Origin of the sequence: Microcoleus sp. F10-B2 (assembly GCF_036704965.1) — a bacterium.
Classification (GTDB): domain Bacteria; phylum Cyanobacteriota; class Cyanobacteriia; order Cyanobacteriales; family Microcoleaceae; genus Microcoleus.
Genome location: NZ_JAUBTB010000016.1, coordinates 76,929 through 99,785 on the forward strand (window position 1 = coordinate 76,929; position 22,857 = coordinate 99,785).

At 42.8% G+C, this 22,857-nt stretch carries 25 protein-coding genes and 1 pseudogene; 9 read left to right on the plus strand and 17 right to left on the minus strand.

The annotated features are described in order from the left end of the window. Positions 1 to 81: 81 nt before the first annotated feature. The 11 genes from QUA99_RS08935 to QUA99_RS08985 all read right to left on the minus strand — a co-directional run bounded on the left by QUA99_RS08935 (position 82) and on the right by QUA99_RS08985 (position 6,022). On the minus strand, positions 82 to 480 hold the full coding sequence (locus QUA99_RS08935) for a hypothetical protein (protein ID WP_333235669.1): 399 nt from the start codon (positions 478 to 480) through the stop codon (positions 82 to 84). Between the two features lie 194 nt (positions 481 to 674). Beyond that, complete coding sequence (locus tag QUA99_RS08940; RefSeq protein WP_333235668.1) at positions 675 to 1,190, minus strand: hypothetical protein; 516 nt, start codon at positions 1,188 to 1,190, stop codon at positions 675 to 677. Between the two features lie 139 nt (positions 1,191 to 1,329). Then, a complete protein-coding gene (locus tag QUA99_RS08945) occupies positions 1,330 to 1,452 on the minus strand; it encodes a hypothetical protein (protein ID WP_333235667.1) in 123 nt (40 codons plus the stop codon). 476 nt (positions 1,453 to 1,928) lie between these two features. Further along, the gene (locus QUA99_RS08950) at positions 1,929 to 2,336 is read right to left on the minus strand and encodes a hypothetical protein (protein WP_333235666.1); all 408 of its coding nucleotides are present in this window, start codon (positions 2,334 to 2,336) and stop codon (positions 1,929 to 1,931) included. Positions 2,337 to 2,403: 67 nt separating this feature from the next. Further along, complete coding sequence (locus tag QUA99_RS08955) at positions 2,404 to 2,769, minus strand: hypothetical protein (RefSeq protein WP_333235665.1); 366 nt, start codon at positions 2,767 to 2,769, stop codon at positions 2,404 to 2,406. A gap of 76 nt (positions 2,770 to 2,845) precedes the next feature. Continuing rightward, positions 2,846 to 3,220, minus strand: a complete 375-nt coding sequence (locus QUA99_RS08960; protein ID WP_333235664.1) for a hypothetical protein — start codon at positions 3,218 to 3,220, stop codon at positions 2,846 to 2,848. Positions 3,221 to 3,254: 34 nt separating this feature from the next. Continuing rightward, positions 3,255 to 3,641 (minus strand): hypothetical protein, encoded by a 387-nt coding sequence (locus QUA99_RS08965; protein ID WP_333235663.1) that lies wholly within the window; start codon positions 3,639 to 3,641, stop codon positions 3,255 to 3,257. Positions 3,642 to 3,960: 319 nt separating this feature from the next. Then, a complete protein-coding gene (locus QUA99_RS08970; RefSeq protein WP_333235662.1) occupies positions 3,961 to 4,239 on the minus strand; it encodes a hypothetical protein in 279 nt (92 codons plus the stop codon). A 42-nt stretch (positions 4,240 to 4,281) separates the two neighbouring features. Further along, on the minus strand, positions 4,282 to 5,010 hold the full coding sequence (locus QUA99_RS08975) for a hypothetical protein (protein WP_333235661.1): 729 nt from the start codon (positions 5,008 to 5,010) through the stop codon (positions 4,282 to 4,284). A 161-nt stretch (positions 5,011 to 5,171) separates the two neighbouring features. After that, positions 5,172 to 5,573, minus strand: a complete 402-nt coding sequence (locus QUA99_RS08980; RefSeq protein ID WP_333235660.1) for a hypothetical protein — start codon at positions 5,571 to 5,573, stop codon at positions 5,172 to 5,174. 59 nt (positions 5,574 to 5,632) lie between these two features. Continuing rightward, positions 5,633 to 6,022 carry a hypothetical protein gene (locus QUA99_RS08985; protein ID WP_333235659.1) on the minus strand — a complete coding sequence of 130 codons (390 nt, stop codon included), beginning with the start codon at positions 6,020 to 6,022 and terminating at the stop codon, positions 5,633 to 5,635. A 68-nt stretch (positions 6,023 to 6,090) separates the two neighbouring features. Here QUA99_RS08985 and QUA99_RS08990 point away from each other — a divergent pair, with 68 nt between their 5' ends. Together QUA99_RS08990 and QUA99_RS08995 are read left to right on the plus strand one after the other, a co-directional pair. Then, positions 6,091 to 6,909, plus strand: coding sequence for a DNA cytosine methyltransferase (locus QUA99_RS08990; protein ID WP_333235658.1), 819 nt, complete (start codon positions 6,091 to 6,093; stop codon positions 6,907 to 6,909). Positions 6,910 to 6,935: 26 nt separating this feature from the next. After that, positions 6,936 to 7,214, plus strand: a complete 279-nt coding sequence (locus tag QUA99_RS08995) for a hypothetical protein (protein ID WP_333235657.1) — start codon at positions 6,936 to 6,938, stop codon at positions 7,212 to 7,214. A 111-nt stretch (positions 7,215 to 7,325) separates the two neighbouring features. Here the strand turns inward: QUA99_RS08995 and QUA99_RS09000 are convergent, their stop codons facing one another. Continuing rightward, positions 7,326 to 7,757, minus strand: a complete 432-nt coding sequence (locus QUA99_RS09000; protein WP_333235656.1) for a hypothetical protein — start codon at positions 7,755 to 7,757, stop codon at positions 7,326 to 7,328. Between the two features lie 92 nt (positions 7,758 to 7,849). Between QUA99_RS09000 and QUA99_RS09005 the strand changes: the two genes are divergently transcribed. From QUA99_RS09005 to QUA99_RS09020, 4 genes are all read left to right on the plus strand, one after another. Next, the gene (locus QUA99_RS09005; RefSeq protein WP_333235655.1) at positions 7,850 to 8,296 is read left to right on the plus strand and encodes an RNase H family protein; all 447 of its coding nucleotides are present in this window, start codon (positions 7,850 to 7,852) and stop codon (positions 8,294 to 8,296) included. An 84-nt stretch (positions 8,297 to 8,380) separates the two neighbouring features. Then, on the plus strand, positions 8,381 to 9,880 hold the full coding sequence (locus QUA99_RS09010; RefSeq protein ID WP_333235654.1) for a hypothetical protein: 1,500 nt from the start codon (positions 8,381 to 8,383) through the stop codon (positions 9,878 to 9,880). A gap of 4 nt (positions 9,881 to 9,884) precedes the next feature. Beyond that, on the plus strand, positions 9,885 to 12,611 hold the full coding sequence (locus QUA99_RS09015) for a hypothetical protein (protein ID WP_333235653.1): 2,727 nt from the start codon (positions 9,885 to 9,887) through the stop codon (positions 12,609 to 12,611). Positions 12,612 to 12,657: 46 nt separating this feature from the next. Continuing rightward, positions 12,658 to 13,221, plus strand: coding sequence for an HU family DNA-binding protein (locus tag QUA99_RS09020; protein WP_333235652.1), 564 nt, complete (start codon positions 12,658 to 12,660; stop codon positions 13,219 to 13,221). A 69-nt stretch (positions 13,222 to 13,290) separates the two neighbouring features. Here the strand turns inward: QUA99_RS09020 and QUA99_RS09025 are convergent, their stop codons facing one another. The 4 genes from QUA99_RS09025 to QUA99_RS09040 all read right to left on the minus strand — a co-directional run bounded on the left by QUA99_RS09025 (position 13,291) and on the right by QUA99_RS09040 (position 18,862). Next, positions 13,291 to 14,142, minus strand: a complete 852-nt coding sequence (locus QUA99_RS09025; RefSeq protein ID WP_333235651.1) for an ATP-dependent DNA ligase — start codon at positions 14,140 to 14,142, stop codon at positions 13,291 to 13,293. A 13-nt stretch (positions 14,143 to 14,155) separates the two neighbouring features. Further along, the gene (locus QUA99_RS09030; RefSeq protein WP_333235650.1) at positions 14,156 to 14,983 is read right to left on the minus strand and encodes a hypothetical protein; all 828 of its coding nucleotides are present in this window, start codon (positions 14,981 to 14,983) and stop codon (positions 14,156 to 14,158) included. An 86-nt stretch (positions 14,984 to 15,069) separates the two neighbouring features. After that, entirely contained in the window at positions 15,070 to 18,210 is a 3,141-nt protein-coding gene (locus QUA99_RS09035) for a hypothetical protein (protein WP_333235649.1), read from the minus strand. A 103-nt stretch (positions 18,211 to 18,313) separates the two neighbouring features. Then, complete coding sequence (locus QUA99_RS09040) at positions 18,314 to 18,862, minus strand: hypothetical protein (protein ID WP_333235648.1); 549 nt, start codon at positions 18,860 to 18,862, stop codon at positions 18,314 to 18,316. Between the two features lie 696 nt (positions 18,863 to 19,558). On the opposite strand from QUA99_RS09040, the gene QUA99_RS09045 reads away from it, so the two are divergent. The 3 genes and pseudogenes from QUA99_RS09045 to QUA99_RS09055 form a co-directional block, all read left to right on the plus strand. Beyond that, on the plus strand, positions 19,559 to 20,116 hold the full coding sequence (locus QUA99_RS09045; RefSeq protein WP_445250994.1) for an RNA-guided endonuclease InsQ/TnpB family protein: 558 nt from the start codon (positions 19,559 to 19,561) through the stop codon (positions 20,114 to 20,116). Positions 20,117 to 20,180: 64 nt separating this feature from the next. After that, positions 20,181 to 21,251, plus strand: a complete 1,071-nt coding sequence (locus QUA99_RS09050) for an IS630 family transposase (RefSeq protein ID WP_333235647.1) — start codon at positions 20,181 to 20,183, stop codon at positions 21,249 to 21,251. Between the two features lies 1 nt (position 21,252). Continuing rightward, positions 21,253 to 21,900, plus strand: a pseudogene (locus tag QUA99_RS09055) (RNA-guided endonuclease InsQ/TnpB family protein); the annotation flags it as partial. A gap of 34 nt (positions 21,901 to 21,934) precedes the next feature. Here the strand turns inward: QUA99_RS09055 and QUA99_RS09060 are convergent. Next, positions 21,935 to 22,108, minus strand: a complete 174-nt coding sequence (locus QUA99_RS09060) for a hypothetical protein (RefSeq protein WP_333235646.1) — start codon at positions 22,106 to 22,108, stop codon at positions 21,935 to 21,937. Positions 22,109 to 22,857: the final 749 nt, after the last annotated feature.

Consider the following 22,857-nt stretch of genomic DNA (forward strand, 5'->3'; position numbering starts at 1 on the left):
ACTTCATGTACTTCTTCTCTTTATTTCGATCGATTGATGATGGAAAGATAACTCTCCATCATCAACCTTGGCTAATTGACACTAAAACAAATCTCCGACATCATATTCTTCGTCAGGAACACTAGCATCTTCTGGAATATTGCCGTTAGATGTAGGCTTGTTTTGGACAGGAACAGGAGTCTTAGCTGTAGGAGTAGGAGTAGCACCATTAGTTTTCTTGGCGTAGTATTTTGAGCGAATGCTCAACAACTCTGCCTCAGAAAACTCTAGACTCTTAGCGAAAGCTAGAAGATCCTCATAACCTTTGTTATGAATGTCTTCGGCTTGCCATTCCTTGTCAAAGACAGCATAACCGCCATATTCGAGATTCTTGAGTGCTTCTTTGTTGGTAGACTTGTATTCTTCCCATGCAAGGATTCTTAATGCGTCAATCAACAAACTACGCTTTTTAGAAGTTTTGGAAACAAAAGTAATAGCCATGATGAGATTCCTTTGGTGTAATGTACAGTGAATTGGGAAATAGGCAGAAAACCTATCTCAACTCCCTATCGCAAAGCGCCCTCACAGATAACTTTCTGGATAAGCTTGTTATGAAATTGAGATATTAGGCTGAAAAAGAAGGCTGGATACGAAAGATAACTCTCGTATCCAGCTTTTATCTACTATTTGATTGGCTACCAGTCGATCGGCTCTATCATTTGTGATTGGTAGCCTTTAGCTTTGTTTAGTTGCCAGAATACTAAGCTAAAGCGTTCAGGGCTCATAATTCTAGGTATGGAATGGCTAAGTTTGCAGTTAAATTCGCAAATATCGCCATCGCTCAGCTTATGAAGTTTGCCATCGATCGCAAATTCCGCTTCGCCAAGATTTATGCTGATTGCGCGAGGCATTGCGTAGCCATGATCTTTATGTGGTCGGATTAAGCCGCTGCTGCCTCCTCTCAAAGATCCATGATAGGTTAGTAAGCCTATGTTGCTGCCCGGGTAGATTCGTTGGCTGAAGTTATAGAGCCGATCGTCAAAGTAAGCTGGTTTTACTTTGCCGTTGCCTAGATGTACTTCGTTAAAAAGCCAAAGTTCTAGCCGCCGAGTAGTCAAAGTTGAATGGCTAGGCTTCATTAGTGGGATTAAGCTCCGGCAGTAATCGCGAAAAAGCTCAAGGTTAGGAATCTGTTTCTTTAGTCGTTTCATGCCAATTACCAGTAAGGATCATTTCCTTACCGCGAAGCGCACCTCATAGATAACTTTCTGTAGGTTCTTTTCTTTCGATCGATGAAAATGAAACGATGTGATGATGGAAAGATAAACTCGCCATCATCAATATCAACGGTTAATCGTCAAGTAATGGTGGATAAGGTTGTGCGATCGAGTAGTAGCATTCTCGGATACTCAACAGTTGTTCGACTGAGAAACCTCTTTCTGTTGCTAATTGAGTTAGTTCAGTTAGATCCATCGATCGGATCTTACTCTGTCTCCAGCGACTGTAGAATCTGGTGTAACGCTGGTTTAAGTCTTCACGAATCTGAGGATTTGTTTCAAACACCTCCCATGCGAGCACACGGAACGCATCACGTAGGCGTAGGGTTGTCTGTTCCGTTTGTGAATCTAATTGCATCATGTTAGTTATTGCTGGAGTTAAAAGAGTGAAAAGAACCTGTGGAAAAGCTAGGTTAGGTTTCCGATTGAGTGTTTAGCAATTCTTGGATAGAAAAGCCTTTCTCGATTAGATACCAAACAGTTTGAAAATAATCCATCGAATGAATTATGTGTGTTTGCCAACGATTGTTAAACTCGGATTCATCCATTTGCTGTTGATGATATTGCCAAGCCAAGGATTTAAAAGCTGATTTGAGCCTTTGAGTAATTTGGTCTTTTTCACGCTCGCCTTCAAAAACTTGCCGTTCGCGTTCGTTTGGGTAAGGTTCTGAATTACCCGTTATTTTCTGTTCTCCTGTTGTGTGGGAAAATATCTTCTAAGAGCTGAATGAGAGTTTCTTTGCTGTCGATCGCAACCCTTAATGCGTAAGGAAATAGTGCATCTGGCTCTGTCACAAATTGGACTTTCCCGCTTAAACGAGAAGAGGGAAATGATACTTGAAGAAAACTGAGTCGAGGAGTTAGTACCAGTTGGTATCTTTTATCCCCTTTGTTTTTGTAAGCCACGTATTGCAGCTTATTGAATCGCACTAATTGGGTATTCTTTGCTATCCAAGAGTCTGCGATCGAAAACAAACTTGTTCCGCCTTCGATGCTATTGATTTGGCTGTGAAGTAAATGAGGTACACCATCAATAACTTCAAACCGCTGGATTAAGTCGTAAACTATTTTGTCAGTCATTTGAATTCTGTGAATTGGATAGTGTAAGTTTCTCTTCACTATTGAAGAGAAACTTACGTTTAGTTAGCTACTTTTTCTTGCAACGAATTACTTCAGCAACAAACTCAGGACTCAACCCGCGTACTTTGATTTCAAATGGGAAATCTGTAATCCGCTTGGCTTTTCTGGGTTCAGCTTCTTTCTTGATTGTGTACCCGCCAACTGTAGCTACCAAGTTTAGATATGTAGTAGCCTCAGTTTTCGATCGTATACCTATGTACGTGATGAAAGATTCAAATCCTGAAGCAGCATCCGGCATTTCTTGCCAATTGAATTGATTATTGGTTGTCCCAACAATCGTGATTCGAGCGCTCAATCTTACTACAACGTAACTGCCGTGCGGTGATGTTTCGATAACTTCACCTTCAACACCTGCAAAATTGATTTTGTCCATGATTAAGTTTCCAAGTAAATAACTCAACACTTTATAGCGAAGCAAAATATTAACAACCTTAGCTATGACTCTGTAGCTAAGTAGACTGAGGAGGAGGAAAATGCTGTAGAGTTTGCACGAGATATTCAGGAGAAAGCCCGATCGCTCTCACCTCATAGGGATAGCCACGGACGAACCTAAAAATAAAGACATCTGCGTTGGGAGTTCCGCCAGCTTTGGTGATTGTGTCTTTGATAAGTTCGGCTTCCTGGTACGTGTAGATACCCACATATAAGACAAACCGTTCTGATAGAAAACCTGGTAAATTATCTGTTGTTTCATCCCAAGTAAATCGGTTTGTGTAAATGCCACGGACAGCGATTCGATCGGACAACCGGAAAATAAAATAGCTTTGGTGCGGGGACAACGCCAACACCTCAGCTTGAATTCCACCGAAATTGATTCTTTCCATTTCATTAATCCTGTAATTTCACCAATTCAATACTTTACAGCGAAGCATAGACCTCTTCTCTTTCTACTGAAGTGACAGCCACAGAAGATGGAACAAACGACTTGAAACGAGCTTGATGTTGAATCCTGTGCTGATTACCAATCGATCGGAAAACCTCTTTGAGATTCTTGAGGCGAAGATGCTGAAGATTTAATGAACCTTGCGAATACTGTTGCCACACTCCTTGCTGTTGAAGGTGCAGACACAGATAGAAACCGTAATCTGGCAAAACTAAAGCTGGACATTTAATGCCTGTGAGATAAGGCTGAAATTCTTTAACTGGTTCCCCTAATTTATGCTTGCTACCTTTATTAATCAGCCAGAAATCTGCTTCGGGGAAATTGTTTTTCACAATCCAGTCAAACAGGGATAAGTTTTCCATTTCGTTTGGGGAATAACATCAAATCCCCCAAACGAAGTATTTTCATTTCTCTTTCTTGAATTTAACTCACATAGCCTGTATGTACGCGCTATGCACACATGACCATCACATGACCGTTACATGAGAATTGGGAAACAGAAACCTTTCAGCTATGCGGTTCCTGTTTCCGAGTTAGAAATTACCAGAAAATACTAACAAAATCACGGCTGTCGATTTCACAGGACAGAAGTTTTTCTTCAGTTCCTTGTTCAGTTTCCACAATATACTCAAAATATTGAGCAATTGTTGCTGAAGGAACGATGCGCTACGCGCCCGCAAGCTACGACTTAACTCTAACTACCCCGCAGACAGTAGAATAAACCAAACCTACCTGGATGTGATCGCCATTGACACAAAGCGGGATCTCGCAAGAAAAATAATATTCCTTCCTGTCATTTACGTGAATATAGATACCGCCTCGCCAAGCCAAATTCTGAGTCACTGCCAAATCAAATTCAGACGGTTCTGGATAGGAAATTGACCTTGATCCAACTACCTTTTTCCCTGTCGGTGTAACTGTAACTAAAGTCATGTCAAAACTCGCTGGGTAAGAACTCATGTCCGTACCGCAAAGCGCCTTTGTGATTGACCTCTCCTACTGTTACTTGCAAATTAAGTCTGTTTCTGTACCTGTTTCTGTTTCTGCTTTTGCTTCTGTGATTGTTTCTGTTACTGTTTTTGTTTCTGAGGGTTCAGATTTTTTCCAAGGTGCAAAGATTTCGGTATCCTGGAAAAGTTCTTGAGGACTGATGGTAGAGTTAGGTCGTTTGAGGATGCCTTTATCTCGGTAAAGTGGCTGTTCATCCAGAGCATATGCCACAAGTTCGCTGCATATCCACTTATCAGGATGCTCAAGCATATTGCTTAACAGTTCCTCCAACTTTCCGGTCAGCAGCCGATCGAGCATCCGCCCAGCGAAACTGCCTGAGAGTCCCTGAGTTAAGATTGCGCCGAAATCGTAATACTTGCCGAGTTCCAGACTGGCTTTGTGTGCGATCGCAAAACCTACCGCGTCGTTGAAAAGTATGGGTTTACGGAAGAAAATTTGACAGTTAGGGTCATTGAAATATTTGCTGAGACTGCAAAGCTTGACTGTGTTATTTACCATGTCCGCTTCAATACATTGATCCTCACCTACGACAATCAAAGTATGAGTTACATGGATATCGCTGATCATGTCCCAACCTGTAAAGTAAGCGATGCCGAGAGATGTTACGTCCGCTCCTTTGTTGAGAAATCCTATGTACCCAGTTTTATAGTTGACTTCATAATCTGGGGATATGTCTGTTACTTTGATTGCTGGTTTGTCGGTAAATTTTGTTGAAAACATGAGGCTATACTCCAACTAATTTAGTTAGAGTATAGCAGGTTTTAACTGTTAATTGTTGGGTATTCTGACCCAGACAATTCCAAGAATTTTCTGATGAATTGAGCACTTATGAAAAACTACGTTAACCTAGAAACTCAGTAATTTCTAGGTTAACAAAATTGCTATATCTGATTTGCCAAATAATCAACACATCTGGCAATAAGCTCGGCATGGGAACGATCGGAAATATAAATCAGCTTTAATCTACCTTTATCTCGGTAAACTTCAGCTAATTGCATAATCGATCGAAAGATATTTGAATCAGCAACTAAATAAGGCTCGTAAAAACCTTTTAGTCCTGTGCGAAAATATCTCGGTAAATGCTTCTGGATTTCTGCCCAGAGTAGTTGCCGATACTCCTTAACAGAAAACTTGCCTCGCCAAAGTGGAGAATTATCTAGTTGGTCATAGTGATCCTTAAGACCTTCTGATACATTGAAAACTTTGTGGTCAAGATCGATCGCAAATTTAACTTGCTCAGTCGTAAATTTGTCGGAATCAAACTTTTCTACGATAATAGTCATGGTAATTGCCGGGAGTAAAAGATCACTTCCTTATCGCGAAGCGACCCTCACCTGAAACTTCAACTACCTCCAATTCTGATTATTTTGGTTTTCTTTCCAGTTCGATCGATATTATCCCTTGTTCCACGACTTCTCCCGTCCCAGAGAGCCAAACCGTAATTGCAAACTGAGCACATTGCTATATCTCGATCGACATAGCTTCCTGCAACCCCTACCGTTACATAGTCAGTAGTGTTTCTCGGTTTCCCGTTACCGCCCCACAAAGCAAAGTAAACTGTAACTTTTAGGTAATTCGATTGACGCAAATATTCTTGAACTAACTGATCTACGCCTCCCGCATCACCAACAATTACCGAAAACTTCAGTTCCATTATTCGATCGATTGATGGTAATCCAGCACTGATATCTTTGATGGAACGACTGCCAGAAATCATTACAATTTTAGTCATAACTGTTGATTCAAAACTACTTCCCAAACACGAAGTGTAAATGATAGAATTAAAATAAAGCCACGAATATGAAACTGAAATGCGTTGATTTGTTTGCGGGAATAGGAGCTTGGGAACTAGCAGGAAGTTTAGTGAACTCGAATTCTCAGATTAAGTTAGAAACGATCGAATTCGTAGAAAATAATCCGTACTCCCAGCAAGTTCTTAGAACTCATTTCCCTGAAATCCCAATTCATTCTGATATCCAAGATTACCTACCAGTAAAAGGACAAGCAGATGTCTACACAATTTCGTTCCCTTGCACAGGCACATCCAGAGCAGGGAAAAAAACAGGACTTGCCCACATCGAATCAAGCCTTTGGTTTGAAGCGCTCAGGTGCATCATCATCGGTAGACCAAGTTTTGTGGTTGTGGAGCAGCCAGTTGGGGTTATCGATCGAGGGTTACGAACAATTATTGCCGGACTCCGACTGGGAAATTATCAAACAGAAATTGAGATTGTCAGCGCGTCGGAGTGCGGTGCGGTACATCAAAGGCAAAGGGTTTTCCTCATTGCCTACGCCAACCACCTTACCCTCCAGCAACGGAAAGGGTGGACGAGCTGGTCAGCACAAATTAGAGCTCACATTGAAATTGCAAGGTCGTTTACCAAGTACCCAGAAGATAAACCCGGAACTCTGCCTTTGGATGTTAGCGTTCCCTCCTACTTGGCTGGATTGCATTACGAAAACTGGTGGCGATTCAATCCACCACCAGTTAACGTCGGATTACCACGAAGAACCCTAGGACGCGCAGAAGCCGTGAGTCTAGTTGGTAAGTCAATCTGTGTTCCCCAGGCTACAGTTCCCTTGATGCGTCTCCAGTTTCTAGCTTCTTTGCCTCAATAATTACTGCTATTACACAGATGACCAACATGGAAGAGCAAATTAGTTTGTACCGTCAAGGGCTGTCTTATTCTCAGATAGGCAAACGTACCAACACGACAGCAGCAGAGGTACAGCGTAATATCAGGACATGGAAATTGCAGCCTAAGCAAGTAGAACCGACTCTATCGGCTGAGGAAATTGAAATTCTAAGAGAACGGATTCGATCGCTCAGAGCCGAGGGGCAATCCATGAAGGCAATCGGTCGTCAGGTTGGGATTGAGGAGATTGTAGTTTATCGACATTTGCAAATTATGGCACTGCTTTAACAGATTAGTCTAATAAATTTCTTACCGTTTCTGTTATTGTTTCTGTTGTTGTTACTAAATTGCTGTTACGGACCTAAAAACCTGTTTTTCAAAACGCTTTTTAGAAATCACTTAAATTGATAGAACCCGTTCAAATTCTTTGATTATATAGCTCATAAACTTTGGGTTCCGATCGAACAACTTTGAAAATCTCTCAGGCAAACAACTAAATCCTTGTCGAGTCAGTTCTTCTACCAGAAACAACACAGCAAACCCAAAGTAGAAAAGCTTAGGTGCGATATCACCCTCTGGCGTAAATCCTTCCGTTGATATGTAAGATTTCCCAGTTCGATCGACATATTGAACAAAGTAGATAGTTCCGCCAGCATTAAGTCTGATGGATTCTCTACTATTTTCTGTCAGAATTCCATGTGGTCTATGATTTTTAAACTCAGCAAACATTTCGATAGTCAGATTTTTTATTTGTTTTAGTTGCTCATTCAGTCGGCGATTCTCTGCCTGTAACTGCAAACACTCTATTAACAAATCAGTATTTTCAGACATATTTATTCTCTAAATTTTTTGTTATATTATAGCAAATGTTATCAATAATATCGCTTCGCTATCAGGTTTTGATTCTTTTACCTTTGAAATAAATGGCAAACGCAACTCAAGATACAGATAAGAAACCAAAAAGTGTAGTCAACATTCATTGTGATGGTGCTTGCTCAGGAAATCCAGGGCCGGGTGGTTGGGCTGCATTCCTCACGATTCCAGGGAAAACTAACAAGAAAACGATTAGTGGTAAATCTGAAACAATCACTACTAACAATCGCATGGAATTGGTGGCAGCGATCGAAGGGTTGAAAGCTCTGAAACAGCCCTGCAAAGTTAGCCTATTTTCTGATTCAGCCTATGTCGTCAACACAATGGCAAAAGGCTGGAAACGGAACGCTAACCAAGATTTGTGGGAAGAACTTGATAAGTTAGTGAAAATTCACGAGGTGACATGGGTATGGTTAGCAAGGAATTCGACTCCTGAACTATCTGAGTGCGATCGACTTGCTAAAGAGGAAAGTTTGAAGAAGTCTCCTTCAAACTAACTAACGCAGGTAGGCATTAAGTGTGTGATTTAGACTACAATATTTGTTAATTAAGTACAAGTATCTAAACCAACCACACTTACTATGCCTACCAATGAAATCGCCGATATCTGGGCAAATTTTCAATCATTAAAAGGAGTCACCGAAGTCAAAAAAATCATGGATGCTCCCCAGCAATGGCTCGTGGAACAACCATTAACTCAAGCATTATTGGCTCATCCAACGGGCAAAGTTATTTTGGGTTGGCTTGAGTCATCACAGAATATTTTGGCATTTCCTATGCTGATAGGGCAATGCGGAACAGCATTTTTGGAAACCTCCCACGGAATAAACAGAGCTTACAACAGCAAACTTTATGATAATTTAGCGGGTGCTGGTGAAAGAGCTTTGGCTTCATTAACTTCTACCAGTACAGAGAGAGGCATCTATGGAGATGCCATAAATGCTTTCAATAGCAGTTTAAATCTCCCAGAATTGTCCAAGATGGGGGTAAAAATTGACTACGCTATGGATGAGGCATGGTCATCAATTAATCAAAAAAAGCTTCAAATGCAGGAAGAAGCTAGAAGATTACGAGATCAATATTACAAGGAATTACAGGATGAACGTTTGAAATTAGAAGATCGACGCAGAACCCGAGCTAAATACAACAATGTGGCTAGAAGTTTGGTTGCTATGGGTGACGCACCTATTCGTTCTCCCAGAATTGTGCGAACAGGAGCAGAAACAGGAACAGGAACAGGAACAGGAACAGGAACAGGAACAGGAACAGGAACAGGAATAGTAATAGGTAATAGCAATTACGATATTAACTCAATTTACAACGATCGAATCTTATCAATCCGAAGTATCAAAGTCAATGCTAGTGCTTTAGTAATTGTCCCAGTCGTAGCGCCGATCGTTGCTGTAGGTGGTGCGTTGGCGACAGTAGGGATTACCGCAGGCATAATTTCCAGCATAGCAAGCTGGTTTTTGACCAATTGCATGAATCTGATTGGAATGCCAGCCAGCCTAATTTCAGCTCTCACTCATTGCGTAACTTCAGTCGTCCTCAAAGTTTCTGGCAGTTCTGGAGCTCAAGCACTAAGATTCTTTGCTGCTTCTGCTTTGAAAGTCAACGAAGCTCTGTTGATGACGGTCTTTGGTACGACAAATATGAATGTTACTGCCTGGATGTTTTTGTTGGCAATGGCAGGCCCGATTTTAATTGTCTCAACCATCATTATTTTAGCCATGCGAAACAAAACTACCCTAGCCAAAACTCTCTACGTCTTTGGAGATTTAGTAGACAATCCCACCCGATTTAATTTGAGGGTATCTGCCATGTACAACACTAATGCAGTTGAAATATTGGAGCAATTCAAAACTTCAGCCATAGAGATGCGAAACACGGCCCGACTTCGTATGAGCCAAATTATTGGGCTAGGAATAGATGCTAAAAATGAGTTTGCCATTTGTTATAATCTGACTAATCCTGATAATCCCATTCAAGTCACAGGACAAGAAGAAATTGCAGCATTATTAGGAGCTGATAAAGTTGCCAGAATAGCAACAGGTAGACTCAACTTTATGGACTTCATTTAATCAGATGCCCACAATATACGATCTCAAATACGACTGGTACGGTGCAGACGAAACAGTGGCAAAAATAGCAACTACTGCTATTTTGTCTGTATGGGATTGCAGTGCAAAACAATGGTCAAATGCTCCCAAAGTAACTTTGCAAAATACTCTGCTTTCAGGGTTGCATAAAGACATTGGGAAAGATAGATTTTGTATTGGTGAAATTCCAGAAAATACAAAAAATGCTGCATTGCTGAATCCATTTTTAGTCGATAAAACCGATCGATATCAACTGGATTTAGCTAGCAACTCCCGCAATCACGGTAGGTTTACATTTAATTTGGCTCCGATCGGGAAAGATTATTATGGAACTCTAGCAACAGAACAATGGAAACGGATAATTTACGGGAGTATTCTTCACACTGGATGTAAGCATTTAATTGGGCGAGAATTCAATTATGTAATTGTTGATGACACAGCCAGAGATGCTAGTGGCAATCCGCAAGATGATCCCACAAATAAACGGCATTGGAACAGCGGAGATAGTCACGCAAAAGGTTCCAGAGAATTCATGCAATTGCTGAATGCGGGAACAGTTGAATTTAATCCTGATGAAATTGATGCTGATATTCCTATTCAGTTTCGGATAGCAGCATTAAAAAAATGGGTAGCCAAAGGGACGATCGCCTACAATCCCCAGTTAGATGATTCTGGCTATGATTTGGTCATCCCTTGGAGTTCACTAAAGGGCAACAAACCCGCACTCGGAAACTACACAGATAAATTACTCTGTGGATTAGTATTTGAAGCGGAACAACGGACAGCAAAAGCAGGATGGATGCTATTTCAATGGTTTAAGTTTGAAACGCTTGAACAAGATGAAATTATTACTCGACTTCGAGCCAAATGTGAAAAGTTAGCAGCAGCTAGTAATTCAATTCAAGCCTTGGCTACTGAGTTACGAATTCATCAAGTAGAAGCAGAACAGGAACAGGAACAGGGCGACTCAATTCAATCAGAAGCTGAATATGTCAACACAGCAATGGAAATCATCAAATATGATTTAAAAGGCAGGCTATTACTGCATCCCTATATCACCGGGAAAGTAGCTGAAAGACTTCGCGCCGTTTGGCTCAACTTAGCTAAAGCAGCCGGAGTTCGTTTCTGGTCGCTGATGTCGCAGCCTGACGAGTATTTTCAAAAGTACGAAAGTACAAAGGATGGCATAACTACTTTTACCGAAAAAGTTTTCTGTGCACCTAACATGGCTCCTAGCTCAAAAGTGGGCCCGTACATCGTATTTTGTAACCCCATGCGCCACTGGGGCGACTGTCAACTTTGGATCAACCGCCATGAGGGAACCTATGCCCAAGCCAAAAATTCAGGTCTGATGGCAGCCTCAACAAAACTCATGCTTGGTTTGGGCAGAGACTTTGATGGGGACTTTGTTCAACTCATCGCAGCTCATCAATATCCCGCCATTCGAGATGCGATCAAAGCTTTTTCAACCCCGCCGTCTGTCGATAAACTTCCGAAAATGGCATTGCCTGGAACTCTCCAAGAAGTCGCCGTTAACAGCATGAATGACAGCACCGGGATTGTGGCTTCACTTCTGGGTCGGGCGCGGGGTGCGGGAGCTGAAAATATAGTCCTCAACATCCCGCCAGGGAGAATGCAGACTGCTGCAAAAGAAATGACAATTATTGATTTTCTCAGTCAGGAACTCCAAATCGCGGTTGACTCATTGAAGTCGGCATATCCCAATAATGACAAGGGTTTGCAAGCTGTTACCGAATATCTCAATGGTCTAGGAGATGCCGGGAAAATCCCCTGGCTCAAAGATTTTAAAGAGGATGCAGTTTACCTAACCCGACCCTGTGCCGTTGCCGACGATGCGATCGATACTATTTCCCGGCTGGTCAGAGTTGTTAACACCTACTGGCGACCCGCTCAATTGGAAACTAACATCAACATCAACTCCTTTGAGAATGCACTTTTTGTAGGGGTTGAAGTTAGTCAAGAGCAAATGGATTTTGCTTTTGAGCAGCGCAAGGGATATGCAACTGAGATGGGGCCTGCGATCGCATGGAAAACTCAAAATGATGGCGACACTACCAAAATCCGTGAGGTGTCAGCAAAATACCAAGCTCTCAGAGATTCTGCACTGGAACAGTTCGCAGATGATAGCGGTCAAGCTTATACCGAAAAAAGCTGGGCAGCAGCTTACTGGAGAGCAGTTCATACCGGAGCATCCGAAAGTAGCACCGGAGCGCTGGTGTTCAATTTATTTAGGGAGGAGATTTTGACGGAACTGCGAGAAAATCCTGATACTTTGCCTTATTTCAACGTCTATAACGTTCACAAGCAAGAACCCAATGTGTGGAGCAGAGGTGAATGGAAAGGGCAAAACGTTTTGATTCGCATTGTCCAACGAATGAAGCCTGCTGCGGGACAAGTCGCAGCGCGGATGGAACTTGGCGTTGATATGAGCTTTCCTGAAAGTACCAAAAATATCGGATACTTCCCTCTTGGATGGATACCGAAAGAGTACCAAAGTAAGGTTGCGATCGGCGAAACTCGGGAAATGCGCTGTTACACCAACAGCAAAATTATGGACGAAACTGGCAGAATTACCACGAAAACAGTCCGGCTCTATAATCGAACGCTGACTCAAGAACAGATCGATTTCTTAGAAGGTCACTTCCCAGCAGGTCTTTATAAGCCTGAAGATTTTGGTTTACCACCCAATTAATCATTTCCTAGTGCATAATTAAAATATTCATTAGTTAGCATTAGTCATGTCTGCCTTAACTGACCACGTAAAAGCTTCAACTGGATTCGCTGAAAGTACCGTTAACGCGGTATGGGATTCAGCAGTAGCCTTCATGTCACTCACTCTCCGCAATGGTGAAAAACTACCATTGGAAGGGTTAGGAATTTTAAAAGCTACCGATCGACCTGAACGTCAAGGACGCAACCCTCGGACTGGAGAAGCTATCACTTTTAAAGCTTCTCGCAGACCTAAGTTGACTTTCAGCAAATCCTTTTTGACTTTAGTTCAGCCTGATCCAAGCCAACCACAGCTTGCACCTGCTGCTGAATCTACTGCTCAATCTGTCGCTCCTGTTCCTCCTGTTGCAGGCATTCAACCTCCTCCTATTCCAGCCGACTTGCTAGCGCAAAAAACCTTGAGTCATCCTGAGCAAACCTGGCAAATCAAAGCTCCTGACAGTTCCTTCGTTGAAGTACCAACAAGTGAACTAGCAGGCTGGGGAGTTAACGCTAGCACCCCGGTTTACTCGCCTAGCACAGGCTGGAAATTAGCGGGGAAAGTGCCGGAACTGGTAGGAATCGTCAAATAGTTTTGAACCAGACAGAAAAAAGCTTGAGTAGATGTACACTACTCAAGCTTTTTTCTTGCTCTATTTTATTTAGTAATTTCTGAAAAATCCCGAAAATACTGGATGCCGTAGAGAGCCTGTAGCAGTCACGCCAAGATAAACCACTTCCAGCGTTCTGCCTAAATAATCAGCTTGGTTGGCAAATATTGTCGATCGCTCCAAGTCAGTAAATCCTGTCCCCACTCGACTATTGATGATTTGATCGTTAATCATTCCCCGAATCAGTAAGTTACCCAGAGACTTTGCATATTTGCCACTACCTTTGGTAAACCCAACCACCGTAAAGTTGTTCTTTACAAAGTTTTTCACTTTTAGGAGATTGTTCGATCGAACCCCGGAGTAAATAGAGTTCGGATTCCGCAGCATTATCCCTTCATCTGAGAGTCCAGAACTTTTGACCAATTCAGCTTCAGTTTGGATTACCAAAGGATTATTTTCAATCAATTTCTGAGGGACGTAGCTAACTTTCCCCATTGCCGGGAAAATTTGCTTGACCTGATCTACTTCATGAACTGTCTCCATTGTCGGGAATTGATTGAACCCAATCGCAAAGATGCGGAACTGAACTTTTTGTTTATTTGCTACTACAGATTCTACAGTTTTTCTGCTGCGGACTATTCCTGATATAACATCAAAAAGAGTTCCCGGGATGTACAACTCACCGTCTATAAAAGATAAATTATTAGTCGATCGGATACTTTCGCATATTTCCTCAATCTCAGTCATTCCTGAATATCGAGTCAAGCCCGATCGACTTCTCAATCCACTGGTCATATTTTCATATAAGCAGCGGACTCCATCTAGTTTAGGGCTGCTAAACAATTCTGTTACCCCATAGTTTTTTGTTGGGCTGTAAGTATTGGCTAATTGTGGCAACATCATTCAAACTTTCTCCTTAAACGAATCGACCCAAAGCAGGGGTTCGTAAATTCCCTGTAGCACTTAGCCCCATATAAACGATTTGGACTTGTTTACCCATATAGGAATCTCTATTCATCCAGAGATCCTGTTCCTCTTCATCGTTTAAGCCGTAAACACGAGTAATTTTATTAACTCCATTCACCATGCCTTCAACTAACATATAACTTACGAAATTTACTACAGGATTTTGAGTAAATCCAATAACAGTAAAGATTCCGCTTGTTATACCCTTCACCTTCAAAAAGTTGTCCGATCGCACTTCTGAATAAACTGAATCAGGATTTCTTAGAAATATTTCATCAGAAATACCAGAATTCACTATCTTCGTATATTCATCAAGAACTCCGAGGGGTGTACTGCGAATCAATTCTTGAGGTATATGGCTTACCATTCCCGTTGCAGGGATGTTTTGTCGCATCAAAGCAATCATTTGATGACCTGTCAGATTAGGGTTTGTTGTTTCAACAACAGCAGAAACTCTAAACTGAACAGCCAACTTTTCACCAAGGTCATAGTTTGTTCGATCGCGCACCAGCAATGTAAGTTCATCAAGTGTTTTGCCGGGGATGAACAACTCACCATCCATAAATGACAAATTATTAGCATCACAGATAGCTTGACAAGTTAACTCAAGGCGATCGAGTCCAACGAATCGCGTAGTCAAAGTCTGGCTTCTTAATCCCTTTATTGCACCAAATCTGTGATAAACACACCTAATTCCGTTGAGCTTAGGACTGCTAAACCAGAAACCTGTAGGATATTCCTTTGCTGGACTGTAAGTGTTTGGTAATTGTGGAAGCATTTTAATTTTTGTGGTAATTCAATAGTCTTAGCTTCACAGCCCTGCTTTATCAGAAAACAGAGCTATGAAACTACAGAACTCAGAAATTAGTTAACCGCCATGATGAAATTGCTGACGCATCGGATTTGTTCGTTCACGATTTTGTCAAACATAAGAGCAATCTCTCGGTTATTTGGTTGGAATCTCATCAATCCCCATTGACCAGTAGCAGCAATTGTTAAGTCAGGCTTGAAAATCAGTGCTGTGGAATGGAACCAGGTGTTAAAGACAGTAGCTGGCATATTTCCACAGATAATCATGCCGGAAATGTTGGCGTATTGGATAAGCACATCTACGTTAACTCGAACTAATTTGCCACAGGTTTGATAGGTTACATTGCCTGTTACGTTCCACGATAAAGGCAAAGAAATTGGTGCTGACCAAACAATTCCTGCTGGTCCAGTTGCACCCGTAGCGCCAGTTGCACCCGTAGCTCCTGTAGCTCCAGTTGGTCCAGTTGGTCCAGCAACGCCTTGAATTCCTTGAGCGCCCGCTGCACCAGTATCACCTTTCGGGCCCGCAACACCCTGAGCACCAGTGGCTCCCGCTGCGCCAGTTGCACCAGTAGCTCCGGCTTCACCTCTAGCACCAGTTGCACCCGCAGCGCCGGGAATTCCTTGCGCTCCAGTATCACCTTTGATTCCCTGAGCACCAGTCGCACCAGTCGCACCAGTCGCCCCAACATCACCTTTAGGACCGATCGCACCTGTTGCACCAGCGACACCTGGATTTCCTTGCGCTCCAGTTGCACCGATCGCACCAGTTGCACCAGTAGCTCCAGTTGCACCTGCTGAACCAGTATCACCTTTCAAACCTTGAGGCCCTTGTACTCCAGCGGAACCAGTTGCACCTTGAATTCCTTGAGCGCCAGTTGAACCAGTTGGGCCGCTCGCTCCTGTGTCACCTTTAGCTCCCGGAAGTCCTTGCAAACCTTGATCGCCTTGTTTAGCTCCCAAAGTCCAGAAGATCGACGGCGGTGGATTATTCAAACTCGGGCCGGTGGCAATATAACTGCTTCCGTTGTAGGCAACAGCATCAAACATGGCGTATTGGAATGTTGGGCTCCAGTTTCCGCGCCAAATCAAGCCGGGTCGCCCTTGAGGACCTTGTGGCCCAGTTCCACCTTGTGGCCCTGTTCCACCTTGTGGCCCAGTTGCACCAGCCGGCCCCATTTGACCAGTCGGGCCGATATTACCCGGTGTGCCTTGAATACCTTGCTCTCCACGTTCGCCGGGAGTGCCGGGATTACCTTGCAAACCTTGCGAACCCATTTCGCCGGGAATTCCTTGATCACCGCGATCGCCTTTTTGACCTGCGGGGCCGGTTAAGCCGATCGGGCCAGTAGCGCCAGTAGCGCCCATATCGCCAGCAATTCCTTGATCACCTCGATCGCCTTTTTGACCTTGCGGGCCTGTCAAACCGATCGGACCCGTCGCGCCCATGTCGCCTGGAATTCCTTGATCGCCACGATCGCCTTTAGAACCTTGCGGGCCGGTTAAACCGATCGGACCAACAGGGCCGAGATCGCCAGCGATACCTTGATCGCCCCGATCACCTTTAGAACCTTGAGGGCCGGTTAAACCGATCGGGCCCGTTGCGCCAGCTTCACCAACTAAACCTTGATCACCACGATCGCCTTTAGCACCCTGTGGGCCGGTTAAACCTTGATCACCAGTCGGGCCGACCGTGCCGGGAATGCCTTGATCACCTCGATCGCCTTTTATGCCGGGAGCGCCTTGCGGGCCGGTTAAACCTGCCGGGCCGGTTGCGCCCATATCACCGGGAATTCCTTGATCGCCACGATCGCCTTTTATTCCGGGACTGCCTTGTGGGCCGGTTAAGCCTGGATTTCCTTGAGAACCAGTAGCGCCAACTAGACCTTGATCGCCTCGATCGCCTTTTTCACCGGGAACGCCTTGCATTCCTGGATTGCCAATATCGCCTTTGTCACCTTGCGGACCGGCAATCCCAGGCTGACCCTGTAAACCTTCAGCACCAGTTGCACCGGGAGTTCCCGGTAAACCACGTTCGCCCGGTTCACCTTGAATGCCTGGATTTCCTTGAGGCCCTGGACTACCAGCCGGGCCCGTCAAACCTTGAATGCCTTGAATTCCTTGACTGCCTGGTTCGCCTTTTTCACCGGCTACACCGGGAGAACCTGCGGAGCCATCAACACCGGGATTTCCTTGATCACCTTTCGGGCCGATCGGACCGATCGCACCAGTCGCGCCAGCAGCACCGGCAATTCCTTGATCGCCTTTCTGACCTGGTGCTCCTGTTTCACCAGTCGGCCCGATCGCACCTGCTGTACCGGGTTCACCGGGAGTGCCGGGATTTCCTGGATCACCTTTAATACCCTGCGGGCCGGTAGCACCAGCCGGGCCGATAGCACCGGGTGTACCTGCTGCACCGGGCATACCATCCGCACCAGTCGCGCCGGGATTCCCCTGAATTCCCTGAATCCCTTGAGCGCCAGGATTACCAGTTGCACCTGTTGCGCCTGTTGCGCCGGGAGTTCCAGGCTGACCAACATCACCGCGATCGCCTTTTTCGCCGGGAACGCCTTGAGGTCCGATCGGGCCAGCCGGGCCGGTTAAGCCGATCGAACCTTGTGGCCCAACGATTGCCGGCTCTGGAGGAATAAGAGAAACCTCACGAGAAGCGGTAGCAAGAACACTTGTGCCAACCATCAAATCAGCGCGTAGAGTTCCATTTTGTGTGATGACGGTTTCGTAAGGAATCCAAGGAGATTCTTTAATAATTGTGCCGTTAAGACTGAAACGGACAAAAGAGTTAGTTGGCGGATATGCGACATCAGCAACTACTACAGTTTGCCCTGAAAATAGAACAGGAGCTCGAAGTGCAATTGTTGGAGTGTTTAGTTTTACTTCAAAATTTACTTGAGCTGTCGATCGAACTGTGACAGGAGCTGTTCCAGTAATATCCTCAACTTCAATTAAATGATTCCCCGCAGTATTAATTGTAATACTCATCCCAAATTGATATTGAGGCGCAGCCGTCGTGCCGACATTGGTTGCTGTGGCGTCTGTGCCGACAACTGTACCGTTTAGTTTAAATCGAACGTCAGTATTTGTGTTACTGTCTGCGATCGCAGTAACAGGTAAGGAATAAGGCAAAGAGTTTACTTGAATACTTGGCTGATTTGGGGCGGTGATTCTAATTGCCATGATTATTTATTTAATTTGTGAATACATGAGAATTAATCTCTTCTCTGTAGTCAATACCAGAGAAGAGATTAAAAACAAGATAGAGAAAGAACTTTGGCGCTTATCAGGTTTGAATCAGCAGAGCCTGAGCCAGGATAACTTCTGATTCCACTGATTCTCCAGCAATCATCAGAGTTGTGTAAGCATCAGGGCTTGTGTTGTCACCGTCATCGTCGTGAACCATGATGACTTTAGTATTTTGCAACTGAGTGAATGTTTGGTAAAGCTCAGTTAGATATTCAACCTGTTCGATCGGCATCAAAATGCTAAATACTGTCTCTGGTAAAACAGGCTCTTCCATCGCCAAACTTTGGGTTGCCATCCCTACTAACTCTGTCAAAGAGTTTCTGATCAAAGGTTGAAACAGCTCATCTAAAGTTTTGTATTCAATGCGTCGTGTCGCCGGAGCTTTGTAACTAGGAGCGAGGGGATTCATCGCCTTGATTGCAGCTCTCCGCATTGAAGCATCTCTGCTGAGGATTGCTGCTTCATCCAATGGCAGTTTAGCTCTTTTAATTGAAAGCGGTGAATCGCTTTCAGATTGGGGCCAAAAGTTGTAGTCAGCGAGTGTTGCCCGCAGCATCTTTGTTGCGAATCCTGCTGTTATTGTCATGGTGGTAATCGAGTTTGGTATCGATCAATAAATTATTTTTTTAGTATATCATATCAATTTTATTTCTCTTTTTAACGGCAAAAATTTGACTTTTGTTTACAATAAAATAGGAACAAAAATTAAAATTAACTAATGAATTCTGACCAGGAAACGGCAATAACAAATATATAATCAGCAAAAAACAAACAAGCTACAGAATTAGTGTTTAAAACTGTTGTTTTAGTATTTGCACTCTTTTGAGTATCAAAAAACTAGGTATTTTCAAAATTCCTTACCCATTTCTCACTGTTTTTCTCACCTAAGAAAACAATTTGACCATTTTCTGTAGCGGGTCAACAAAATAGTAAGCGAAACACACAACCAACTTGAGGATAAGAAAAACCACTAGCGAACTGGTGCAACGCTATTAGTGGCGAGAAAGTGCATAAAATTTCAGGAGATAGGCTGGAATTTCTTGATTTTAAGCCAATCAAAGGAATTGACCATATAACTACTGTCAAACAGATGACTTTGACCTTCCCCACGACAAGAAGCTTTGTTAGCAGGAAGCCAATGACAGTCACCGGAAGCATCTCTTACCAAGAAATTGGGTCTAAAGCCCCGTCATAGGACGGCTTTAATTACGAGGAGTGTGAAAATTTGTTAAAGATACAGACTTCTAAGTAAAAGTTTTAGCAAAAGTGATAAACTATTCCAATGATAGTTTTAGAGTTTAAAGTGAAGGGCAAAGCGGAGCAATATCGAATCATCGACGACATGATTCGGACGGCTCAATTTGTCCGAAATAAAACTCTTAGAAATTGGGTAGACAATCAAGGGATTAAGTTGGTAGACCTGTACAAACAATGCGCCGTTATGGCGAAAGAGTTTGAATGGGCAGGCAAGCTTAACTCGACGGCACGTCAAGCTTCGGCGGAACGTGCCATTTTTGCTATCCAGCGTTTCTTTGCCAATTGCAAAGCCAAGAAGCCAGGAAAAAAGGGATATCCACAGTTCAAGAAGCACACTCGTTCCGTTGAGTACAAACAATCCGGCTGGGCGCTTTCTAGCGACAAAAGATGTCTAACATTTAAGGATGGCTTTGCTGCTGGGAAATTCAAGTTAATTGGTAGTCGGGATTTGCATTTCTATGCACCCGATGAGATTAAGCGAATTAGAGTAGTGCGTCGTGCCGACGGATACTACGCCCAATTCTGCATCAACGTTGAACGAAAAGAGGAACCCATTTCTACTGGTAAGTTTATTGGCATATAGCAATCCTAAATCATTATCATGATTATGGTACAATTATATGCAATACTTAATTCTGACAAAAAAAATGAATAACTTACAACTTTCACAAAAAGATATGGAAAAAGAAATAGCCCAATTAGAATCTTTCATTAAAAGTGATATCGATGCCAGAGAACTAAAACGAGCAATAGCTGTAAGGATGGCGCTCTCAGGTAATATCTACCATGAAATCAGCAATATTTTAGGTGTAAGTAATTTTTTTATTGGTTATTGGAAAAAACAATTTAAAACCAAAGGCATCGCCGGAATCAAACTAGGGCATAAAGGGTCAAAAGGGTATTTAACAGCTCGACAAAATACTGAAGTAATCGAGTGGTTAAAGAATAAAGAATATTGTAATTTAGATGAGCTGGTTACTTATTTAGATGGAGAATTTGGTGTGATATATAAATCAAAACAGAGTTACTATGAACTTTTCAACCGGGCAAAAATTAGTTGGAAAAAAACTCAAAAGACCAATCCTAAATTTGATAAAGAACTGGTAAAAAAAAAGACGGAAGAAATTAATGATATTTTATTTAAAAACAAGGCTGGTATAGAGTCTGGGGAAATAATAGTATTGTTTTTAGATGAATGTCATCTACTTCATGGTGATCTGACGGGTTATGTTTGGGGTCAATCCCAAATCCGAATTGAAGTCCCAATTACCAATGAAAAAGATAGACAAACTTATTTTGGTGCCCTCAATTATCAAAGCAAAGAATTCCACGTTCAAAGCCATCCGTCTGGTGATGGAAAATCAACAGTTAAATTCATAAAATACTTACAAAATAAATATAAAAATCGCAAAATTATCTTGATTTGGGATGGAGCTAGTTACCATAAATATGGAGAATTTAAAGACTTTTTATTAGAACTAAATGGTGATAAAGAACCTGATAACTGGTCAATTACTTGTATTTTATTTGCCCCCAATGCCCCCCAACAGAATCCAGTTGAAGATATTTGGTTACAAGCTAAAAACTTTTTAAGAAAGTATTGGTATTTATGTAGGTCTTTTAAAATTGTCAAGTTTTTGTTTGAGTTTTTTACTAACGAACATAAATTTGATTTCCCCAAAATAAGTCTATATACTTACACAGAGAAAATCATTTAGGATTGCTATAGATGTCGGGTTAAACCACTTCTATACTGACAGCGACGGTGAAACAGTTCCTAATCCTCGATATCTCAGAAAAAGTGAAAAAGCTTTGAAGAGATTGCAGAAGCGAGTTTCTCGGAAAAAGAAAGGTTCCAAAAACCGGAAAAAAGCGATCAACAAGTTAGGAAGAAAGCACCTAAAGGTTAGTCGGCAGCGTAAAGACTTCGCCATTAAGACGGCGTTGTGCGCGGTGAAATCTAACGATTTCGTAGCCTACGAAGAACTTCAGGTGCGGAACATGGTCAAAAACCACAAGCTTGCTAAATCAATTAGCGATGCAGCGTGGTCACTGTTTGCTCAATGGTTAGAATATTTTGGGAAAGTGTACAGCAAAACCGTAATTGCTGTTCCACCTCAGTACACTTCCCAGGATTGTTCAAATTGTGGCAATTTAGTCAAGAAAACTCTGTCAACTCGAACTCATATTTGTGGTTGCGGTACGCTACTAGATCGCGACCATAACGCCGCGAAAAACATCCTGGTAAAGGGCTTGAAGCAAGCAGGAATCAATTTAAATACGGTGGGACACACCGGAATTCACGCTGGGGGACAGACCGATCTCTACTCGCTGGTGGCGACATCAACGAGCAAATCGACTGGCTGATCCAAGAATCCCCTCGCCTTTAGGCAGGGGAGTGTCAACAGATAGAAACATTGAGGAGCGATCGGAAGTTCAATTTTACCGTAGCTTGCGGGGCGCGTAGCGCCATCGCCCAACCCAGACACCAGTTGCTGCCGTAGTAGAAAAAGCAGTCCTTCGGTTCCTTAAACCATTCGATGTGATTTTTAATTATTTTGGCTATTTTGCTCATTAGATTTAGATGTGATTGATGAGAGATAGTCATAGTTATGGAGAAAAAACATCATCGCCCAAAAGCGAAGCAGTACGTTAATAGCATTTAAGTAGCTTTTAGTCCATTAATTGTATTTCATACTTACAACCAACGAAAAGCATTTTATATTCCATAAAACTGTCATTGCCAGTGATTCCTAAGCGACCACTAAGAACAATTAGACAAAGCTACAAATTGACAATCTGGTCATCATGATTTTCCTTGTCCCTGGATTGCCTGCCCGTAAAAAGCACAAAAACTGATGTGGTAGCATTTCTTCATAAACTACCGTGATTTCGTGAGGATACGGCTCGATATGTGATGTGAATAGCTAAGAATCGATCGAATAGATGGGCTTATGTGAAGGCGAGGGCTTCGGAAACTTAGCGAAATAAAGCCTCATCAGCATCGAATTACTAAGAAAATCTGTGGACTTGCGCGACAGATCCTTTTCGGGCATACTTTATCAACTCAAGAACAGTTGTAATTGGTCTGACTTACCCAGGGCTCTACCGCCATATTTCACTGTCCCTAGTTTTACCCCTTTTTCCACATCCCCTGACTCGTCAGTTAGTTCTACTTGTTTCAATCCTTTACTTTTTCGGGAAAAGATAGTTAACAAAAAGTAACAAAAATAATTACACGTATTAATTAGACATCTCCAAAATAGTAACAGTTCGTGGTAATATCACATCATAAAGCTTTTTTGACACAGAAACATGAGCGAC

Excerpts from the sequence above, each read along its gene's own strand:
- QUA99_RS08935 (WP_333235669.1), bottom strand. The coding sequence starts at position 480 with ATGGCTATTACTTTTGTTTCCAAAACTTCTAAAAAGCGTAGTTTGTTG.
- QUA99_RS08940 (WP_333235668.1), bottom strand. The coding sequence starts at position 1,190 with ATGAAACGACTAAAGAAACAGATTCCTAACCTTGAGCTTTTTCGCGAT.
- QUA99_RS08945 (WP_333235667.1), bottom strand. The coding sequence starts at position 1,452 with ATGGATCTAACTGAACTAACTCAATTAGCAACAGAAAGAGGTTTCTCA.
- QUA99_RS08950 (WP_333235666.1), bottom strand. The coding sequence starts at position 2,336 with ATGACTGACAAAATAGTTTACGACTTAATCCAGCGGTTTGAAGTTATT.
- QUA99_RS08955 (WP_333235665.1), bottom strand. The coding sequence starts at position 2,769 with ATGGACAAAATCAATTTTGCAGGTGTTGAAGGTGAAGTTATCGAAACA.
- QUA99_RS08960 (WP_333235664.1), bottom strand. The coding sequence starts at position 3,220 with ATGGAAAGAATCAATTTCGGTGGAATTCAAGCTGAGGTGTTGGCGTTG.
- QUA99_RS08965 (WP_333235663.1), bottom strand. The coding sequence starts at position 3,641 with ATGGAAAACTTATCCCTGTTTGACTGGATTGTGAAAAACAATTTCCCC.
- QUA99_RS08970 (WP_333235662.1), bottom strand. The coding sequence starts at position 4,239 with ATGAGTTCTTACCCAGCGAGTTTTGACATGACTTTAGTTACAGTTACA.
- QUA99_RS08975 (WP_333235661.1), bottom strand. The coding sequence starts at position 5,010 with ATGTTTTCAACAAAATTTACCGACAAACCAGCAATCAAAGTAACAGAC.
- QUA99_RS08980 (WP_333235660.1), bottom strand. The coding sequence starts at position 5,573 with ATGACTATTATCGTAGAAAAGTTTGATTCCGACAAATTTACGACTGAG.
- QUA99_RS08985 (WP_333235659.1), bottom strand. The coding sequence starts at position 6,022 with ATGACTAAAATTGTAATGATTTCTGGCAGTCGTTCCATCAAAGATATC.
- QUA99_RS08990 (WP_333235658.1), top strand. The coding sequence starts at position 6,091 with ATGAAACTGAAATGCGTTGATTTGTTTGCGGGAATAGGAGCTTGGGAA.
- QUA99_RS08995 (WP_333235657.1), top strand. The coding sequence starts at position 6,936 with ATGGAAGAGCAAATTAGTTTGTACCGTCAAGGGCTGTCTTATTCTCAG.
- QUA99_RS09000 (WP_333235656.1), bottom strand. The coding sequence starts at position 7,757 with ATGTCTGAAAATACTGATTTGTTAATAGAGTGTTTGCAGTTACAGGCA.
- QUA99_RS09005 (WP_333235655.1), top strand. The coding sequence starts at position 7,850 with ATGGCAAACGCAACTCAAGATACAGATAAGAAACCAAAAAGTGTAGTC.
- QUA99_RS09010 (WP_333235654.1), top strand. The coding sequence starts at position 8,381 with ATGCCTACCAATGAAATCGCCGATATCTGGGCAAATTTTCAATCATTA.
- QUA99_RS09015 (WP_333235653.1), top strand. The coding sequence starts at position 9,885 with ATGCCCACAATATACGATCTCAAATACGACTGGTACGGTGCAGACGAA.
- QUA99_RS09020 (WP_333235652.1), top strand. The coding sequence starts at position 12,658 with ATGTCTGCCTTAACTGACCACGTAAAAGCTTCAACTGGATTCGCTGAA.
- QUA99_RS09025 (WP_333235651.1), bottom strand. The coding sequence starts at position 14,142 with ATGATGTTGCCACAATTAGCCAATACTTACAGCCCAACAAAAAACTAT.
- QUA99_RS09030 (WP_333235650.1), bottom strand. The coding sequence starts at position 14,983 with ATGCTTCCACAATTACCAAACACTTACAGTCCAGCAAAGGAATATCCT.
- QUA99_RS09035 (WP_333235649.1), bottom strand. The coding sequence starts at position 18,210 with ATGGCAATTAGAATCACCGCCCCAAATCAGCCAAGTATTCAAGTAAAC.
- QUA99_RS09040 (WP_333235648.1), bottom strand. The coding sequence starts at position 18,862 with ATGACAATAACAGCAGGATTCGCAACAAAGATGCTGCGGGCAACACTC.
- QUA99_RS09045 (WP_445250994.1), top strand. The coding sequence starts at position 19,559 with ATGATAGTTTTAGAGTTTAAAGTGAAGGGCAAAGCGGAGCAATATCGA.
- QUA99_RS09050 (WP_333235647.1), top strand. The coding sequence starts at position 20,181 with ATGAATAACTTACAACTTTCACAAAAAGATATGGAAAAAGAAATAGCC.
- QUA99_RS09060 (WP_333235646.1), bottom strand. The coding sequence starts at position 22,108 with ATGAGCAAAATAGCCAAAATAATTAAAAATCACATCGAATGGTTTAAG.